Raw genomic sequence first — 18,010 nt, forward strand, 5'->3', positions numbered from 1 at the left:
ATAGGCGGAGTGTCCGATGGCCGGAAGCGCGACAGCAACAGCGGGGACGATTCCGGCAGCGCCTGCCCACGCTGACGAGCGCATGGATCCGAGGAAGCTGATCGCCTTCTTCGCGATGGTGCTCGGCATGTTCATGTCGATCCTCGACATCCAGATCGTCTCGGCCTCGCTTGCGGAAATCCAGGCGGGTCTTTCGGCCGGCAGCGACGAGGTCGGCTGGGTGCAGACCGCCTATCTGATCGCGGAAGTGATCATGATCCCCCTGTCGGGCACGCTGGCGCGGATTATCTCGACGCGTTATCTCTTCGCGATCTCGGCCGCCGGCTTCACCATGGCGAGCGCGCTTGCGGCGACGGCGACGAATATCGACCAGATGATCGTCTATCGCGCCATCCAGGGCTTCATCGGCGGCGGCATGATCCCGTCGGTGTTCGCGGCCGCCTTCACCATCTTCCCAGCTTCGAAGCGCAGCATCGTCTCGCCGATCATCGGCCTGATCGCGACGCTGGCGCCGACCATCGGCCCGACTGTCGGCGGCTATCTCAGCCATGCCTTCTCGTGGCACTGGCTGTTCCTCGTCAATATCGTTCCCGGCATCATCGTCACGATCGTCACCTGGAACTTCATCGATTTCGACAAGCCGGAACTGTCGCTCTTCAAGAAGTTCGACTGGTGGGGGCTGATCTCGATGGGCATCTTCCTCGGCGCGATGGAATATGTGCTCGAAGAGGGCAATTCGAACGACTGGTTCAACGACAGCTCCATCGCCATTGCCGCCGTCGCTTCCGGCGTTGCGGCCATCATATTCTTCTACCGCGCCTTCACGGTGGATTTTCCCGTCGTCGACCTCAAGGCATTCGCCAACCGGAATTTCTCCTTCGGCTCGATTTTCTCCTTCGTCATGGGTATCGGCCTCTATGGTCTCACCTATATCTACCCGGTCTATCTCGGTCGTATCCGCGGCTATGACTCGCTGATGATCGGCCAGACGATGTTCGTCTCCGGGCTCGCGATGTTCTTCACCGCGCCGATCGCCGGCCGGCTGTCGACGAAGATGGACCTGCGCCTGATGATGGTGATCGGCTTCACCAGCTTCGCCGCCGGCACATACATGATGATCCACCTGACGGCGGATTGGGATTTCTACGAACTGTTCATCCCGCAGATCCTGCGCGGCTTCGGGCTGATGATGTGCATGGTGCCGATCAACAATATCGCGCTCGGTACAATGCCGCCCTCGCGCATCCGCGGCGCATCCGGCCTGTTCAATCTGACCAGAAACCTCGGCGGCGCTGTCGGTCTTGCCGTCATCAACACCGTGCTCACCAACCGTCAGGACGTGCACTACGAGCGGCTGCGGGAGAATATGGACTGGGGCAATCCGGCGGCGATCGATCAGATGAACAACATGACCGCCAACTTCAATACCTATGGCATGGATGGCGCCTCGGTCGCGATCAAGCAGATGGTTGGCCTAGCCACCAAGCAGGCGGTGATCCTCTCCTTCAGTGATGTGTTCCTGATCCTGACCGCGCTTTTTGTCGCGATGATCTTTGGTGTCGCGATGATCAAGAAACCCGCGCCGCAAGGCGGGGGAGGCGGTGGCGGCCACTGACCTCCGGCCTGCCGTCCCATGAAAAGGCCCTCTCCGGAGGGCCTTTTTGTTGCTGTTTTCCCGCTTCCGTGCCATCAGGCGGATAATCTCCGGCCGATCAGCCCGAAACGGGCGATCAATGCCGGAAAATCGATAAGGAAATGGGCCGGCTCGATTTTTTGATTTACGTACATCAAATTTGACGCTAAGGCTCTCGTCAGGAGGAATGATGAGGCCAACTGTTCACGATATCGCCGCCGCCGCCGGTGTCAGTCTCGCGACTGTCGACCGGGTTCTCAACCAGCGTCCCGGTGTGCGTCATATCACGCGGGAGAAGGTCGAGAACGCAATCCGCCAGCTTGGTTATATCAGAGATGTCGCCGCCGCCAATCTCGCCAAGGGACGCACCTATCCCCTGGTCTTCATCCTCCCCGCCAGTGACAATTCCTTCATGCATGGGCTCAATACCGAGATCCGGCAGGCGGTCCTCCGCTCGCCAACCGAGCGCACCGATATCCGTACCATCGAGGTGCCGGCTTTCGATCCGGCCGCCCTCGTTTCCGTGCTCGAAGGGCTTTCGCGCGAAAAGCCTTGCGGCATTGCGATGGTCGCGACCGATGCGCCTGAGGTGCGCGCCGCCGTCGACAGGCTGGTGCGCGAGCGCTTTCCCATCGTCACCCTGGTTTCCGATCTCACCGGGTCGCTGCGCCATCACTATGCCGGTGTCGACAATATCGCAGCCGGCCGCACGGCCGCCCGGTTGCTCGGCCGATTTCTAGGGGCCCGAAAAGGCGAGATCGCGGTGCTCGCCGGCTCGATGCTGGTGCGCGACCATCGCGAACGGCTGGAGGGCTTTGCCGCGGTCATGGCCGAAGAATTTCCCGATCTGGCGATCCTGCCGGTACTCGAAGGCCGCGACGACCCTGAGGTCGCCCATAGGCTCGTTGCCGAAGCGCTCGGCAATGCCGGCATCGTCGGCATCTATAGCCTCGGCGCCGGCAATCGTGGCCTCATTCGAGCGTTGAAGGAGAAGGCCATCGATCGGACGCTGACGGTGATCGCCCATGAGCTGACTGCCCACACCCGTGCCGCACTCATCGACAACACGATCGATGCCATCCTGAACCAGGATGCCGGCCATGAGGTGCGTAGCGCAATCCGTGTGCTGAAAGCCAAGGCGGACGGGCTTGCCGTCATCGACGCGCAGGAGCGCATTCGCCTCGACATATTCCTGAAAGACAATCTGCCGTAACGGCAAAGGAGAATACCGCATGTATCTCGGTCTCGATCTCGGAACCTCCGGCGTCAAGGCGATGCTGATCGACGGCGATCAGAAGATTGTCGGCTCGGCCAATGGTTCGCTCGACGTCTCGCGTCCGCATTCCGGCTGGTCGGAGCAGGAGCCGGCCGACTGGGTGCGTGCCACTGAGGAGGCTGTCGCCGGCCTGAAGGCGAAACATCCGAAAGAGCTTGGAGCCGTCAAGGGCATCGGCCTTTCCGGCCAGATGCATGGTGCGACGCTGATCGATGCCAGCGACAAGGTGCTGCGCCCCTCCATCCTCTGGAACGACACGCGCAGTCATGTCGAGGCTGCGGCACTCGATGCCGATCCGCGCTTTCGCGCCCTGACCGGCAACATCGTCTTCCCCGGCTTCACGGCGCCGAAGCTCGCCTGGGTCAAGAAGCATGAGCCCGACGTTTTCGCCAAGATCGCCAAGGTGCTGCTGCCGAAGGACTATCTACGTCTTTGGCTAACCGGCGAATATATCTCTGAAATGTCGGATTCGGCCGGCACCTCCTGGCTCGACACCGGCAAGCGCGCCTGGTCATCCGAGCTGCTTGCCGCCACCGATCTCTCCGAGGAGCAGATGCCGGCGCTGGTCGAGGGCACCGCGCAGGCCGGCAAGCTACGGTCCGACCTGGCGGCGCAATGGGACATATCAGGCGATGCCGTCGTTGCCGGCGGCGCGGGCGACAACGCGGCCTCGGCCTGCGGCATGGGCACGGTCAGCGACGGCGCCGCTTTCGTCTCGCTCGGCACGTCAGGCGTGCTGTTTGCCGCCAACGGCTCCTATCTGCCGAAGCCGGAAAGCGCCGTGCATGCCTTCTGCCACGCATTGCCGAACACCTGGCACCAGATGGGCGTGATCCTGTCGGCGACCGATGCGCTTAACTGGCATTCCGGCGTGACCGGCAAGTCGGCTGCCGATCTCACCGGCGAGCTCGGCGAGACGCTGAAGGCGCCGACAGGCGTCACCTTCCTTCCCTATCTCTCCGGCGAGCGCACGCCGCACAATGATGCCGTCATCCGTGGCGCCTTCATCGGCCTTGAACATGAAAGCAGCCGTGCCGTTCTCACCCAGGCGGTGCTCGAAGGTGTGGCCTTTGCCATCCGCGACAATCTCGAAGCGCTGCGCTCGGCGGGCACCGGGATCTCCCGCGTCACGGCGATCGGCGGCGGTTCGCGCTCGCACTACTGGCTGGCGTCGATTGCGACCGCGCTCGGGGTTCCGGTCGACCTGCCGGCCGACGGCGATTTCGGCGCCGCCTTCGGCGCCGCCCGCCTCGGTCTGATCGCCGCGACGGGGGCCGATCCGATCGCCGTCTGCGCGCCGCCGGTGACATCGGGCACGATCGAGCCGGTGGTTTCACTCAGCGACGCTTATGAGGACGGCTACATGCGCTACCGCGCACTTTATCCGGCGATCAGATCGCTGGCGAACTGAGATTTGTGGCCCCTCACCCTACCCTCTCCCCGAAGGGAGAGGGGAAGTCCGCGCGGCGGCTTCGAAAGAGCTGAAACGTTGCAGCAAGTCCCTTCTCCCCTCGGGGAGAAGGTGCCGGCAGGCGGATGAGGGGGCAGCCTCCGCAAATCAACAATTCAGAACTGTTAAGAGATACGAACCCAAGGAGACCTCAACATGAGCACCGGATTTTTCGGCGATATCCAGAAAGTCAAATACGAAGGCCCCGACAGCACCAATCCGCTGGCCTTCCGCTACTACCAGCCGGACGAGATCGTCATGGGCAAGCGCATGGAAGACCACCTGCGTTTTGCAGTAGCCTATTGGCACACCTTCACCTGGCCGGGCGGCGATCCCTTCGGCGGCCAGACTTTCCTGCGTCCCTGGTTTGAAGACACGATGAAGGCGGCCAAGTTGAAGGCCGACGTCGCCTTCGAATTCTTCTCGCTGCTCGGCGCGCCCTATTACTGCTTCCATGACGCCGACGTGCGCCCGGAAGGCAAGAATTTCGCCGAAAATACCAGGAACCTGAACGAGATCGTCGATTATTTCGCCGAAAAGCAGGCCGCTACCGGCACCAAGTTGCTCTGGGGCACGGCGAACCTGTTTTCCCACCGCCGCTATATGTCGGGTGCAGCCACCAATCCGGATCCGGATGTCTTTGCTTTCGCAGCCGCGACCGTGAAGACCTGCATCGACGCCACGCAGAAGCTCGGCGGTGAGAACTACGTGCTGTGGGGCGGCCGCGAAGGCTATGAAACCCTGCTCAACACCGATATCGGCCGCGAGCTCGACCAGCTCGGACGCTTCCTCAACCTCGTCGTCGAATACAAGCACAAGATCGGCTACAAGGGCACCATCCTGATCGAGCCGAAGCCGCAGGAGCCGACAAAGCACCAGTATGATTACGACGTTGCGACCGTCTATGGTTTCCTCAAGAAGCACGGACTTGAAAACGAGGTAAAGCTCAATATCGAGCAGGGCCACGCGATCCTGGCCGGTCACTCCTTCGAGCACGAACTGGCGCTTGCCAATGCGCTCGGAATTTTCGGCTCGATCGACATGAACCGCAACGACTACCAGTCCGGCTGGGATACCGACCAGTTCCCGAACAATGTTCCCGAAATGGCGCTCGCCTATTACCACGTTCTGGCGGGCGGCGGCTTCAAGACCGGCGGCACCAATTTCGACTCGAAGCTTCGTCGCCAGTCGCTCGACCCGGCAGACCTCTTGATCGGCCATATCGGCGGCATGGATTGCTGCGCCCGCGGCCTGAAGGCTGCTGCCAAGATGATCGAGGACAAGGCTCTCTCCCAGCCGCTCGCAGAGCGTTATGCCGGATGGGATTCGGCTGAAAGTCAGAAGCTCTTCCGCGGCGAATATTCGCTGGATGAGATCACGAAATGGGTCGAAAGCAAGGACGTCAACCCGCAGCCGAGGTCCGGTAAGCAGGAACTGCTTGAGAACGTTGTCAACCGATACGTCTGATAATAAGCGCCGGCGGCTTTGGTCGCCGGCGCAAGCCTCTCCCCAGCCGCCTTCACCAGCTTATACCGTTCAGCGCTTCAACCAGGTGCGCGACGGCGCGGAGACGGAGTTTCGAACCACCAGATCCGCTCTCAGCAGGATTTCCGTCTCGGCCGGGCGGCCATCGGACAAGAGTTCCAACAGCAGCGCCATCGCCTGTTTGCCGATCGCCGTGCGCGGCTGGCGGATCGTCGTCAACGACGGCGATATGAAGACGGCCTGCGGCACGTCGTCGAAACCGGTAACCGAGAAATCGCGCGGAATGTCGTAGCCGCGTGCGCCGAGCCCGATCATGACGCCAATCGCCGTCTGGTCGTTCACGCACATGAAGGCGGTGGGAAGCGTATCGCGCATGAAGAGCTGTTCGACCGCATGCCGGCCGCTTTCGATCGTGCCGTCGCCTTCGAGCACGATCCTCAGATCGGACGGGATGCCGGCGGCATCGAGACCGGCATCGTAACCCATGCGGCGCCTGATATAGGCCAGCCGGGTGCGCGAATCGCCGATGAAAGCGATCTTGCGATGGCCTTCGGCCAGCAGCAGGTCCACCGCTTTCCTCGCGCCCTCGGTATCGTCGACGCCGACATAGGGGATGCCGCCGTTGAAGACAGGCTCGAAAACGCCGACGCTCGGCGGCAGCCGCGCCGTCATCGTCTGATGGCCGAAGGGCAGGATGCCGGTGAACAGGATCAGTCCGGCCGCCTGGTTGGAATTCAAGAATTTCAGATATTCCAACCCGCGCTGGGCGTCGTTCTGCGTGTGGCCGATCAGGATGCCGTAGCCGTGCGCGCGCGCCTCGTTCTCCAGACCGACGAGAATGTTGGAGAAATTGGGGTCGCCAATGTCGGGCGCCACCACGAGGATCATGTTGGAGCGGCCGAGCCTCAGGCTGCGAGCCATGGCATTGGTGGTGTAGCCGGTGACGGCAATCGCCTGGTTGACCTTGAGCCGGGTGGAGTTGGCGACTTTCTCCGGGGTGTGGATCGCCCGCGAAACCGTCGCGATGGAGACCTCGGCGATCCGGGCGACGTCTTCGATTGTTGCGGGCGTGGAATTCGACACTGAGCTCTGCCTTGGACTGTCTTCGCCGCGACACTACACAGACTTGTCGACAGGTCAAAGGCAGGCTTCAACGGATCTGCGTTAATCCACGATGTAAACCTTTACATGGCTGATGTAAAGGTTTACATAGCTCCAAAGCGGACGGGAGCCGCAGCGCACAGCGCCCGAAAACAGCAAAACGGTTTTCACAATGGGAATGTGCGCTAGTTCAAGGTGATGGAGTGGGCGCCGGGTTTCCTGCCGGATGCGAGGCGGACTTTGGGGGAGGCATGATGACCGTTGAGATCGCCGACACCGCACCCGTGGTGCTGTCCGCCAGGCGCATATGCAAATCCTTCAGTGGTGTGCAGGTCCTCTTCAGCGTCAATTTCGATCTCCGCGCCGGCGAAATCCATGCCCTCATGGGTGAGAACGGCGCCGGAAAATCCACGCTCGTCAAGGTATTGTCAGGCTTCGAACAGCCGACATCCGGCGAGATTGTGCTCGATGGCAAGCCTGTCGTGCTGCCGCCCAATGGCGCCGCCGAAGCGCTCGGCATTGTCATCATCCACCAGGAATTCAATCTCGCCGAACATCTGACCGTGACGGAAAGCCTGTTTCTCGGGCGCGAAGTCACGCGTTTCGGTGTGCTCGACCGCAAATATATGCGCTCGGAGACACGCAAGGTTCTCGATGCGCTCGGGTCGCATGTCGATGAGAATGCCCTGATCAGCACGCTTTCCATCGCCGACAAGCAGATGGTCGAGATCGCCAAGGCGATCAGCCGCGACGCGCGGGTCGTGTTCATGGATGAGCCGACCGCGGTCTTGTCGCGGGAAGAGACCAATATGCTGTTCAAGCAGGTCCGCAAGCTGCGCGATCAGGGCACCAGCTTCGTCTTCGTTTCGCATAAGCTCGATGAAGTGATGGAACTGACCGATCGTGTCACGGTGCTGCGCGACGGTCAGTGGATCAAGACGTCGCCGACCTCCATTCTGGACGGGGAATCGATCGCGCAGCTGATGGTCGGGCGCGAACTTTCCAGCCTCTATCCCGCCAAGGTCGAGCCCGATGTCGACGAGGAGATCGTCTTGAGCGTCGCCTCGGTGTCGACGGGCTATGTGAAGGATGCAAGCTTCGAGGTGCGCAAGGGCGAGATTATCGGCTTCTCCGGCATGATAGGCTCCGGCCGCACCGAGCTGATGGAAGCGATTGCTGGCTTGCGAAGCCGTCTTGACGGCGAGGTGGTCATCAAGGGCGAAACGGTGCCCTCCGGCGACGTGCATGCCGCCAATCGCTGCGGGCTGGCCTACATGACCAAGGATCGCAAGTCGAAGGGGCTGCTGCTGCGCTCCGGCATGGTGGCCAATCTGACTTTGCAATCGCTTGAAAGGCACGCCAGTCACGGCTATCTCAGCCCAGCCAGCGAGGCGGCCGCGCTGGCAAAGGCCAAGCGCCGTTTCGACATCAGGGTTCGTGACGGCAATATCATCGCCGGTCGCATGTCCGGCGGAAACCAACAGAAGCTGCTGTTGGCCAAGGTCATGGAGACCGAGCCCGACATCATCATCATCGACGAACCGACGCGCGGCATCGATGTCGGCACCAAGCAGCAGATCTATCATTTCATCTCGGCACTCGCCCGTGACGGCCGGTCGATCATCGTCGTCTCTTCGGAGATGCCGGAGGTCATAGGCCTCTGCACGCGGGTGGTGGTGATGCGCGAAGGGCATATCGTCGGCGTGCTCGAAGGAGATGAGATTTCCGAGCAGGAGATCATGCGTTACGCCGCCGGGCTGAAGAAGAAGGCGGCTGCCTGAGGGTTGAAGCAGGGCTTCGCCGATCAGGACGACAGATAAGATGCCCAGAGAATATGGGCGGGAGGTTGGTTTTGGAAATGAGTGTCCACGAAGAGACCAGGGAAATCCGGCGCCGATCCTGGCGGGATGTCGACCTGCGCGCGGTCGCGCCTTTCGTCGCCCTGGCGCTGCTTCTGATCGTCGGGGCCTTGGTCAATCCCAATTTCATCGGCATCACCAACCTTGCGAACGTCGCCACGCGCAGCGCTTTCATCGCCATCATCGCGGTCGGCGCGACCTTCGTGATCTCGGCAGGTGATCTCGACCTGTCGGTGGGTTCGATGGTGGCTTTTGTCGCCAGCCTGATGATCTTGTTGATGAATTCGGGCGCCATCGAAAACCCGGCTTTGATGCTGACGGTCGCGGTCGTCTTCACCTTGGTTGCCGGCGCGCTTTGCGGTCTGGCGAACGGCTTGATCACCACGGTGGGCAAGATCGAGCCTTTCATCGCCACCCTCGGCACGATGGGCATCTATCGCGGACTGACCACATGGCTGTCGCAGGGCGGTGCGATCACCCTTCGCTCCGCCGATATCCAGACGCTCTATCGGCCTGCTTATTTCGGCAATATCGCCGGCATGCCGACGCCGATCGTTGTGATCCTGACGGTGACGGCGATCGCGGCGTTCATCCTCTACCGCACCCGCTACGGGCGCCACGTCGTCGCTGTGGGATCGAACAGCGATGTCGCCCGCTACTCCGGCATCGCGGTCAATCGTGTCAGGACGATTGCCTTCGTCATCCAGGGCCTGTGCGTCGCCATCGCCGTGCTGCTCTATGTTCCGCGCCTCGGGTCGACATCTGCGACGACAGGCATCCTGTGGGAATTGCAGGCGATCACCGCTGTCGTGGTCGGCGGGACCGCGCTGAAGGGTGGCGCCGGCAGGGTCTGGGGCACGATCTGCGGCGCCTTCATTCTCGAACTCGTCGGCAACATCATGCTGCTTTCGAATTTCATCAGCGAGTATCTGATCGGCGCCATCCAGGGTGCGATCATCATCATCGCCATGTTCGTGCAGCGTTCGCTGGTGCGCAAAACATGAACTGATCCGGCTTGCAAATGGCCGGGATTGCAATTGACCGGGCTTACAGGGCGTCCGGTCCCGATATGGAAAAGTCCCTGACATTATTGGGAGGAAATAGCATGCGTAAATTGATGTTGGGCCTGGCGGTTGCGGCGGTGACATTCGCCGGCGCCGCTTACGCCCAGGACAAGAAATTCACGATCGGCGTGTCCATTCCGGCCGCCGACCACGGCTGGACTTCGGGCGTTGTCTTCCATGCCGAACGTGTCGCCAAGCTGCTGATGGCCGAACATCCCGGTCTTAACGTCATCGTCAAGACCTCGCCGGATGCCGCCAGCCAGGCAAACGCCGTGCAGGATCTCGACACGCAGGGCATCGACGCCCTGGTCATTCTGCCGTCGGATCCGGATCCGCTCGTCAACGCCATCAAGGAAGTCAAAAGCAAGGGCAAGTTCGTCGCCCTCGTCGACCGTGCGCCGAGCAACAACGATAATTCCGTGCGCGACCTCTATGTCGCCGGCAACAATCCGGCGCTTGGCGAAGTCGCCGGCAAGTACATTGCCGAAAAGACGCCGGACGCTGAAGTCGTCGTCATCCGCGGTTTGCCGATCCCGATCGACCAGCAGCGCCAGGACGGCTTCGACAAGGGTATTGCCGGCTCTAAGGTCAAGGTTCTCGATCGCCAGTACGGCAACTGGAACCGTGACGATGCCTTCAAGGTCATGCAGGACTATCTGACCAAATATCCGAAGATCGACGTAGTGTGGTGCCAGGACGACGACATGGCTGTCGGCGTTTTGCAGGCGATCGAGCAGGCCAAGCGCACTGACATTCAGTATGTCGTTGCCGGCGCCGGCTCCAAGGACATGGTCAAGAAGGTCATGGACGGCGATAAGCTGATCCCCGTCGACGTTCTCTATCCGCCGGCGATGGTCGGCACGGCGATGGAGTTGACGGCGGCCGCCCTCTACGATCAGGTTCCGGTTCACGGCAGCTACATCCTCGACGCAACGCTCGTCACCAAGGACAATGCCAAGGACTTCTACTTCCCGGATTCTCCGTTCTGATCCATCGGTCGGCGACATGCGCCCATTCGAAAGGATGGGCGCATTTTATGATCGATACAGTGCGCGCTGAAAATGCTGCACGTACCTCTTGCCCGCCAAAGCCCAGCATGATTAGCTCGCAGCAATATCGCGTCCCGCCTTGCGCCAAACGCGAGCTGAGGTGAGTAGGCGCCTTGCGCCCGCCAAATTGCGTGCTACAACATTTCAGAAACGTTTACGGTCGATATTCAGGGAGGAATCTGACATGAAGACCATCAAGGGCCCTGGCCTCTTCCTTGGCCAGTTCGCGGGCGATGCCGCTCCTTTCAATTCGTGGGACGCGATCACCAAATGGGCGGCCGATATCGGCTACAAGGGCGTCCAGGTGCCGACCTGGGCGAGCCAGCTGATCGATCTGAAGAAGGCGGCCACCTCCAAGGATTATTGCGACGAATTCGCCGGCAAGGCCCGCGAAAACGGCATCGAGATCACCGAACTCTCCACCCATCTGCAGGGCCAACTCGTCGCCGTTCACCCGGCCTATGACGAAGCCTTCGACGGGTTCGCAGCCCCCGAGGTGCGCGGCAATCCGAAGGCGCGCCAGGAATGGGCGGTCGAGCAGGTCAAGATGGCGCTGACGGCATCGAAAAACCTCGGCCTCAAGGCGCATGCAACCTTCTCCGGCGCGCTCGCCTGGCCCTTCATTTATCCCTGGCCGCAGCGCCCCGCCGGCCTGGTCGAAACCGCTTTCGACGAGCTTGCGCGCCGCTGGACGCCGATCCTCAATCATGCGGATGAAAACGGCATCGACGTTTGCTACGAAATCCATCCCGGTGAAGACCTACATGACGGCATCACCTTCGAGATGTTCCTGGAGCGCGTGAAGAACCATCCGCGCGCCAACATGCTCTACGATCCCTCGCACTACGTCCTGCAGTGCCTCGATTATCTCGACAATATCGACATCTACAAAGACCGCATCAAGATGTTCCACGTCAAGGATGCGGAGTTCAACCCGACCGGGCGTCAGGGCGTCTACGGCGGTTATCAGGGCTGGGTGGAACGGGCCGGCCGCTTCCGCTCGCTCGGCGACGGCCAGGTCGATTTCGGCGCGGTGTTCTCGAAAATGACGGCCAATAATTTCGACGGCTGGGCCGTGGTCGAATGGGAATGCGCGCTGAAACATCCGGAGGATGGCGCCCGCGAAGGGGCCGAATTCGTCGCCGCTCATATCATCCGCGTCACTGAAAAGGCCTTTGACGACTTTGCCGGCAGCGGTACCGATCAGGCAGCGAACCGGCGGATGCTGGGGCTTTAAACAAAAAGCGTGCCGTGAGGCTGCCCCTCACCCTAACCCTCTCCCCGTTTTGACGGGGAGAGGGAACTTGCCACACCGGGCGACGGAGTTGGCATCGACGTCGCCGCAGATCCCTTCTCCCCCGCGAGCGGGGAGAAGGTGGCGGCAGCCGGATGAGGGGGCGCATCCGCACCAGATTAAATTTCAGGAGGACAAGAATGGCAATCGAAGCATCATCGGAACAGACCCGCGAGCCACGCATTCGGCTCGGCATGGTCGGCGGCGGCGCCGGCGCGTTCATCGGCGCGGTGCATCGCATCGCGGCGCGCATCGACGATCAGTACGATCTTATCGCCGGCGCGCTGTCGTCGACGCCTGAAAAGGCGGTTCAGTCAGGCCGCGATCTCGGCCTCGATCCGTCGCGCACCTATTCCAGCTACCGCGAGATGGCGATCCGCGAGGCGAAGCTGAAGAACGGCATCGAGGCGGTGGCGATCGTCACGCCGAACCATGTGCATTACGATGCGGCCAAGGAATTCCTGAAGCGCGGCATCCATGTCATCTGCGACAAGCCGCTGACATCGAATCTTGCCGATGCGAAGAAACTGAAGAAAATTGCCGACGAAAGCGGCGCGCTCTTCGTGCTGACACATAATTACACTGGTTATCCGATGGTGCGTCAGGCGCGCGAAATGATCGCGAACGGCGAACTCGGCGATATAAGAGTGGTCCAGGCCGAATATCCGCAGGATTGGCTGACTGAAGCAGTCGAGCAGACCGGCCAGAAGCAGGCCGCCTGGCGTACCGATCCAGCGCAATCGGGCGTCGGCGGCTCCACAGGCGATATCGGCACGCACGCGTATAATCTCGCCTCCTTCATGTCAGGCCTGGAACTCGACAGTCTCGCCGCCGATCTCGACAGCTTCGTTCCCGGCCGCCGACTGGATGACAACGCCCATGTCATGCTGCGCTTCAAGGCCAAGGGCTCGGAGAAGCCGGCTAAGGGCATGCTTTGGTGTAGCCAGGTGGCGCCCGGCCATGAGAATGGCCTGATGGTGCGCGTCTACGGCAGCAAGGGCGGGCTTGAATGGACCCAGAAGGACCCGAACTATCTTTGGTACACGCCGTTCGGCGAACCGAAGCGGCTGATCACGCGGGGTGGCGCAGGATCGGGCGCGGCTGCCGGCCGCGTTTCGCGCGTGCCGTCAGGGCATCCAGAGGGTTATCTGGAGGCGTTTGCGACGATTTATACGGAAGCCGCGCATGCAATCAACGCCCGCAAGAAGGGCAAGGCCGTCGACAAGGCGGTGGTCTACCCGACAGTCGATGACGGCGTGAAGGGCGTGGCCTTCGTCGAGGCTTGCGTCGCCTCCTCCAAGAAGAACGGCGCATGGGTCAAGGTGTGAATTGACCGATCCCCGTCGCAGAATGAAAAACGCCGAGGCGAACTCACGTCGCCTCGGCGTTTTGTTTATGGTGATCAAGCTGCCGCGGTGCGACCGCGCTTCAGCAGATTGTCGACGCTGAGCGGTCTGGCACCTGCGGCCAGATACAGAAATATGAAGCAGAACAGGATTGCCGCGACGCCGCCATTCTGCGCGGGGTAAATGCCCTTCGACGCGTGGCCGATGAAATAGGCAAAAGCCATCAGGCCGAAGAGCACGAAGGCGGCGATCCGGGTCTGGAATCCGACCAGGACCAGGAAGCCGAGGATGAGTTCGATAAGCCCGGCAACCCACGAAAGCGAGCCTGCAGGTGGTACGCTGGCCGCGGCTGGAAAATGCAGGATTTTCTGGGTTCCGTAGCTGAACAGCACGAGAGACCAGACGATGCGCAGCAGGCTCAGCAGATGGGGCTGCAGCAGAGGGATCGAAGACAGCATCGGATTCCTTTCATGTTTGCGATGTCCGACCTGTGTCAGAGATTGCGGGTGCGACAGCAAGTCACGACTGCTGACATCCGCGTTATGAGGGAGTGAGAGCGAAAATCGCCGCTGGTCGGGTGACGGAATAGTGCATTTACTGCCGCCCGGCGCTGCATACTGTAACGTTGCAGTTTTTCTTTTCCCAAGCCTGTACTTTGTTTTCCGGCTTGGCTAAATCCGAGTTCAAACGGTCCATTCACACGCTGAGACGGGATTTACAGATGATCGATGCGAAGTCTCTTGCAAGCCGCCTTCCCGGCGATTTCACCTTCGGCGTCGCCACCGCCGCCTTCCAGATCGAAGGCGCCGCCAAGGCCGACGGGCGCAAGCCGTCCATCTGGGATGCTTTCTGCAATATGCCGGGCCGCGTCTATAATCGCGACAATGGCGACGTCGCCTGCGACCACTATAACCGGCTGGAGCAGGATCTCGATCTCATCAAGGGTATGGGTGTCGAAGCCTACCGCTTCTCGATTGCCTGGCCGCGCATTATCCCCGACGGCACGGGTGCGGTGAACGAGGCAGGCCTCGATTTCTATGACCGGTTGGTCGACGGCTGCAAGGCGCGCGGGATCAAGACCTTTGCGACGCTCTATCATTGGGACCTGCCGCTGCTGCTTGCCGGCGACGGCGGCTGGACGGCACGCTCGACCGCCTATGCCTTTCAGCGCTACGCCAAGACGGTGATGAACCGGCTTGGCGACCGTCTCGACGCCGTCGCGACCTTCAATGAGCCCTGGTGCATCGTCTGGCTGAGCCACCTCTACGGCATCCATGCGCCGGGCGAGCGCAATATGCAGGCCGCCCTGCACGCCATGCATTGTATGAACCTTGCCCACGGTCTCGGCGTCGAGGCGATCCGCTCGGAAGCCCCCGCTGTGCCCGTCGGGCTTGTGCTCAACGCCGCCTCGATCATCCCAGGCTCCGACAGCCCGGCCGATCTTGCCGCCGCCGAACGTGCGCACCAGTTTCACAACGGCGCCTTTTTCGATCCCGTCTTCAAGGGCGAATATCCGAAGGAATTCGTCGAGGCGCTCGGTGACCGCATGCCTGTGATCGAGGACGGCGACATGACGCTGATCAGCCAGAAACTCGATTGGTGGGGTCTGAATTACTACACGCCGGAGCGCGTCGCCGAGGATGCCGAACGAAAAGGCGATTTTCCCTGGACGGTGAAAGCGCCGCCGGTAAGCGATGTGAAAACCGATATCGGCTGGGAAATCTACGCGCCGGGATTGAAGCTCCTGGTCGAGGGCCTCTACCGCCGTTATGAACTCCCGGAATGCTACATCACCGAGAACGGCGCCTGCGACAACACCGATGTCGTCGGCGGCGAGGCGGACGACACAATGCGTCTCGATTATCTCGGCGACCATCTCGATGTCGTGGCCGGCCTCATCAAGGACGGTTATCCCATGCGCGGCTATTTCGCCTGGAGCCTGATGGATAATTTCGAATGGGCGGAAGGCTACCGCATGCGCTTCGGCCTCGTTCATGTCGACTACGAAACGCAGGTCCGTACGGTGAAGAACAGCGGCAAGTGGTATCGCGAACTCGCGGCGCAATTCCCGAAGGGCAATCACAAAACGGGTTGATCGTAACCCTCACGTGTGGGCACAAAGATCTGCAGCGTTTGCTTAAACGTTTTTGAACCCTTGACTGGCAAAGTCGGCCGGTCAGGGAGCCGTAATGCAGACAGCCGGAAAGTCGCAGAGCAAAGGATTGGGAGTAGGCCGTCACATTACCGTCACGGGTGTGCTTTTCTCCTTTGCCGTCATCGTCGCAATCGTCACCGTCATGGTGCTGACGGCGCTCGAACGCGTGGCCGAAAATGCCAATCTCCTCGATGACGAACGCTCGCGCGAAACGACGATCGGGGCGTTGAAGACTTTCGAGGACCAACTCGGCGCGACGCTCGACGATTACGCCGCCTGGGACGATGCCGCCGTCAACGTCTATTCGCCCGACGGCATGGCTTGGACGGTGAGCAATTACGGCGAGATGTCGGTCAATAGTGCGCTTTTCGACATGGCGATCGTCATCGATGAGGCGAAGCAGCCGATCATGGCCTATCGCGACGGCAAGCCGATGGAGGAGCCGCTCGCGGATTTCTTCGCGCCGTCGCTCTGGACCCTGTTCGAGACGGCGAAGGCGGCAGGCCCGGCCGGTACTCCCCAAGCGGTCGGCTTCGTCACCACTAAACGGGGTGTTGCCGCCGTCGGCGTTGCCCTGGTGCGGAAAAAATCTGGCGCGCAGGATGCGCCCGCCGGCCACCGCCGCTATCTCGTTTTTGCCCGCCATCTCGACAATGATCGGGTGGCCGCACTCGGCCAGACCTATGTCATCGGCGGGCTGAGACTGGCCCCGGCGAGCTTCGAAGCCGATTTTTTCGTGCCGATCGTCGATCCGACGGGGGCGACGCTCAACAAACTCGTCTGGACCTCGCGTTCGCCGGGTGATGTCGGCTACGCACAGGTGCGGCCGATGGTCCTGGAGGCGCTGGGCCTCGTCGGGCTGTTCTTCGTGGTGCTGCTGGTCATCGGCTGGCTTGCCGGGCGCCGGTTGAAGGCCGAGGAAAACAGCGCCCGCGAAGAGGCGCTGCGTGACCGGCTGAGCGGACTTTCCAATCGCGACGGTCTCGGGCTTGCCGTCGACCGTTTCGTCGCCGAGGCGCGCCAGACCAAACGTAACGTGCTGCTGCTTTATCTCGACCTCGACGGCTTCAAGGAAGTCAATGACAGTTATGGCCACGGTACCGGCGACCAGTTGATCCGCGCGGTCGCGGCCGGCCTCGACGTGCTCATTCCGCAGGGCGCGGTTCTAGCCCGCATCGGCGGCGATGAATTTGCCATCGCCTTTCTCTCGGACGGCGAGAATGCCGCGGCCCTGCAGCTTGCCGAGCAGATCCTCGATTTTCTGGTCGAGCCGTTGGAGATCGGTCGCCGCGTCGTCGTCGTCGGGGCGAGCATCGGCATCGCCATGTCGCCCGTCGGCACGATCGGGCGCGAGGAGCTGGTGCGCCGCTCGGACCTTGCCATGTATAAGGCGAAGGAAGCCGGCCGCGCCCGCATGACACTCTACGATCCGTCAATGGACGCCGACCGGGAGCAGCGCAATGCGCTGGAACTCGATCTCAGGATGGCCATCGAAAGCGGTGACCTGACGCTCGCCTACCAGCCGCTGATCGATGCGGCCTCGTATGCGCCGACCGGCGTCGAGGCGCTGGTGCGCTGGAACCGTCCGGGTCACGGGCCCGTTTCACCCGAGGTCTTCATCCCGATCGCCGAGACCAGCGGTCTCATCGAATCGCTCGGCCTATTCGTGCTGCGCAAGGCCTGCGAGACGGCCAAGCAATGGCCGGAACTCAACGTCTCGGTCAATGTCTCTCCCGGTCAGTTTCGAAATCCCGCCTTCGCCGATTATGTGCGCTACGTGCTGAAGCAGACGGAGATCGAGGCCGGCCGCATCACGCTCGAGATCACCGAAGGCTACATGATCCAGAATCCGCAGCGTACCCGCCAGTCGATCGAACGGCTGAAAGCGCTGGGGGTGAAGGTGGCGCTCGACGATTTCGGCTCCGGCTTCTCCTCGATCGGTTATCTCAGGCAGTTCGGCTTCGATCGGATCAAGATCGACCGTTCGCTGGTCATGGGGGTCAACGAGGACAAGCGCCAGCGCGAGATGCTGCAGGCAACTGTGGCGCTCGCCCGCTCTCTCGACATTCCGGTGACGGCCGAGGGCATCGAGACCGAGGAACAGGCAATCGCCATGCGCCTTTTCGGCTGCGATTGCCTGCAGGGTTATCTGTTCGGAAAACCGATGACGGCGGATCGCATCACAGAGATGCTGCACGCGCGGCATACAGCCGAACCGGCAGACCGCCGCCGTCTCGGCGCAGCCTGAGGGGCGCGGGCGGATTTCCGTGAAATGAGGCTGATCCGGAAAGGATCCTC

At 61.5% G+C, this 18,010-nt stretch carries 13 protein-coding genes; 11 read left to right on the top strand and 2 right to left on the bottom strand.

Features of this window, described 5'->3' with window-relative positions:
* Positions 1 to 16 precede the first annotated feature (16 nt).
* The 4 genes from FFM81_RS02705 to xylA all read left to right on the top strand — a co-directional run bounded on the left by FFM81_RS02705 (position 17) and on the right by xylA (position 5,826).
* Positions 17 to 1,615, top strand: coding sequence for a DHA2 family efflux MFS transporter permease subunit (locus tag FFM81_RS02705; RefSeq protein ID WP_003566660.1), 1,599 nt, complete (start codon positions 17 to 19; stop codon positions 1,613 to 1,615).
* Positions 1,616 to 1,823: 208 nt separating this feature from the next.
* Complete coding sequence (locus FFM81_RS02710) at positions 1,824 to 2,846, top strand: LacI family DNA-binding transcriptional regulator (protein ID WP_128397547.1); 1,023 nt, start codon at positions 1,824 to 1,826, stop codon at positions 2,844 to 2,846.
* A 19-nt stretch (positions 2,847 to 2,865) separates the two neighbouring features.
* Positions 2,866 to 4,320 carry a xylulokinase gene (gene xylB / locus FFM81_RS02715; RefSeq protein WP_138385315.1) on the top strand — a complete coding sequence of 485 codons (1,455 nt, stop codon included), beginning with the start codon at positions 2,866 to 2,868 and terminating at the stop codon, positions 4,318 to 4,320.
* Between the two features lie 195 nt (positions 4,321 to 4,515).
* The gene (xylA, locus tag FFM81_RS02720; protein WP_003566656.1) at positions 4,516 to 5,826 is read left to right on the top strand and encodes a xylose isomerase; all 1,311 of its coding nucleotides are present in this window, start codon (positions 4,516 to 4,518) and stop codon (positions 5,824 to 5,826) included.
* Between the two features lie 69 nt (positions 5,827 to 5,895).
* Here xylA and FFM81_RS02725 read toward each other — a convergent pair whose 3' ends face one another.
* The gene (locus FFM81_RS02725) at positions 5,896 to 6,927 is read right to left on the bottom strand and encodes a LacI family DNA-binding transcriptional regulator (protein ID WP_003566655.1); all 1,032 of its coding nucleotides are present in this window, start codon (positions 6,925 to 6,927) and stop codon (positions 5,896 to 5,898) included.
* 272 nt (positions 6,928 to 7,199) lie between these two features.
* On the opposite strand from FFM81_RS02725, the gene FFM81_RS02730 reads away from it, so the two are divergent.
* The 5 genes from FFM81_RS02730 (at position 7,200) to FFM81_RS02750 (ending at position 13,539) form a co-directional block, all read left to right on the top strand.
* Positions 7,200 to 8,726 carry a sugar ABC transporter ATP-binding protein gene (locus FFM81_RS02730; protein ID WP_003566654.1) on the top strand — a complete coding sequence of 509 codons (1,527 nt, stop codon included), beginning with the start codon at positions 7,200 to 7,202 and terminating at the stop codon, positions 8,724 to 8,726.
* A 77-nt stretch (positions 8,727 to 8,803) separates the two neighbouring features.
* Positions 8,804 to 9,808, top strand: a complete 1,005-nt coding sequence (locus tag FFM81_RS02735) for an ABC transporter permease (protein WP_003566653.1) — start codon at positions 8,804 to 8,806, stop codon at positions 9,806 to 9,808.
* A 101-nt stretch (positions 9,809 to 9,909) separates the two neighbouring features.
* On the top strand, positions 9,910 to 10,857 hold the full coding sequence (locus tag FFM81_RS02740; protein WP_138385316.1) for a substrate-binding domain-containing protein: 948 nt from the start codon (positions 9,910 to 9,912) through the stop codon (positions 10,855 to 10,857).
* A 244-nt stretch (positions 10,858 to 11,101) separates the two neighbouring features.
* The gene (locus FFM81_RS02745) at positions 11,102 to 12,154 is read left to right on the top strand and encodes a sugar phosphate isomerase/epimerase family protein (RefSeq protein WP_003566650.1); all 1,053 of its coding nucleotides are present in this window, start codon (positions 11,102 to 11,104) and stop codon (positions 12,152 to 12,154) included.
* Positions 12,155 to 12,351: 197 nt separating this feature from the next.
* Positions 12,352 to 13,539, top strand: coding sequence for a Gfo/Idh/MocA family protein (locus FFM81_RS02750; protein WP_003566648.1), 1,188 nt, complete (start codon positions 12,352 to 12,354; stop codon positions 13,537 to 13,539).
* 74 nt (positions 13,540 to 13,613) lie between these two features.
* Here FFM81_RS02750 and FFM81_RS02755 read toward each other — a convergent pair whose 3' ends face one another.
* Entirely contained in the window at positions 13,614 to 14,015 is a 402-nt protein-coding gene (locus tag FFM81_RS02755) for a DoxX family protein (RefSeq protein ID WP_138385367.1), read from the bottom strand.
* A gap of 263 nt (positions 14,016 to 14,278) precedes the next feature.
* On the opposite strand from FFM81_RS02755, the gene FFM81_RS02760 reads away from it, so the two are divergent.
* Positions 14,279 to 15,652, top strand: a complete 1,374-nt coding sequence (locus FFM81_RS02760; RefSeq protein WP_138385317.1) for a GH1 family beta-glucosidase — start codon at positions 14,279 to 14,281, stop codon at positions 15,650 to 15,652.
* A 94-nt stretch (positions 15,653 to 15,746) separates the two neighbouring features.
* Positions 15,747 to 17,960, top strand: a complete 2,214-nt coding sequence (locus tag FFM81_RS02765) for a bifunctional diguanylate cyclase/phosphodiesterase (protein ID WP_003566643.1) — start codon at positions 15,747 to 15,749, stop codon at positions 17,958 to 17,960.
* Positions 17,961 to 18,010: the final 50 nt, after the last annotated feature.

Origin of the sequence: Rhizobium hidalgonense (genome assembly GCF_005862185.2) — a bacterium.
GTDB lineage: Bacteria > Pseudomonadota > Alphaproteobacteria > Rhizobiales > Rhizobiaceae > Rhizobium > Rhizobium hidalgonense.

Excerpts from the sequence above, each read along its gene's own strand:
- FFM81_RS02705 (WP_003566660.1), top strand. The coding sequence starts at position 17 with ATGGCCGGAAGCGCGACAGCAACAGCGGGGACGATTCCGGCAGCGCCT.
- FFM81_RS02710 (WP_128397547.1), top strand. The coding sequence starts at position 1,824 with ATGAGGCCAACTGTTCACGATATCGCCGCCGCCGCCGGTGTCAGTCTC.
- xylB (WP_138385315.1), top strand. The coding sequence starts at position 2,866 with ATGTATCTCGGTCTCGATCTCGGAACCTCCGGCGTCAAGGCGATGCTG.
- xylA (WP_003566656.1), top strand. The coding sequence starts at position 4,516 with ATGAGCACCGGATTTTTCGGCGATATCCAGAAAGTCAAATACGAAGGC.
- FFM81_RS02730 (WP_003566654.1), top strand. The coding sequence starts at position 7,200 with ATGACCGTTGAGATCGCCGACACCGCACCCGTGGTGCTGTCCGCCAGG.
- FFM81_RS02735 (WP_003566653.1), top strand. The coding sequence starts at position 8,804 with ATGAGTGTCCACGAAGAGACCAGGGAAATCCGGCGCCGATCCTGGCGG.
- FFM81_RS02740 (WP_138385316.1), top strand. The coding sequence starts at position 9,910 with ATGCGTAAATTGATGTTGGGCCTGGCGGTTGCGGCGGTGACATTCGCC.
- FFM81_RS02745 (WP_003566650.1), top strand. The coding sequence starts at position 11,102 with ATGAAGACCATCAAGGGCCCTGGCCTCTTCCTTGGCCAGTTCGCGGGC.
- FFM81_RS02750 (WP_003566648.1), top strand. The coding sequence starts at position 12,352 with ATGGCAATCGAAGCATCATCGGAACAGACCCGCGAGCCACGCATTCGG.
- FFM81_RS02755 (WP_138385367.1), bottom strand. The coding sequence starts at position 14,015 with ATGCTGTCTTCGATCCCTCTGCTGCAGCCCCATCTGCTGAGCCTGCTG.
- FFM81_RS02760 (WP_138385317.1), top strand. The coding sequence starts at position 14,279 with ATGATCGATGCGAAGTCTCTTGCAAGCCGCCTTCCCGGCGATTTCACC.
- FFM81_RS02765 (WP_003566643.1), top strand. The coding sequence starts at position 15,747 with ATGCAGACAGCCGGAAAGTCGCAGAGCAAAGGATTGGGAGTAGGCCGT.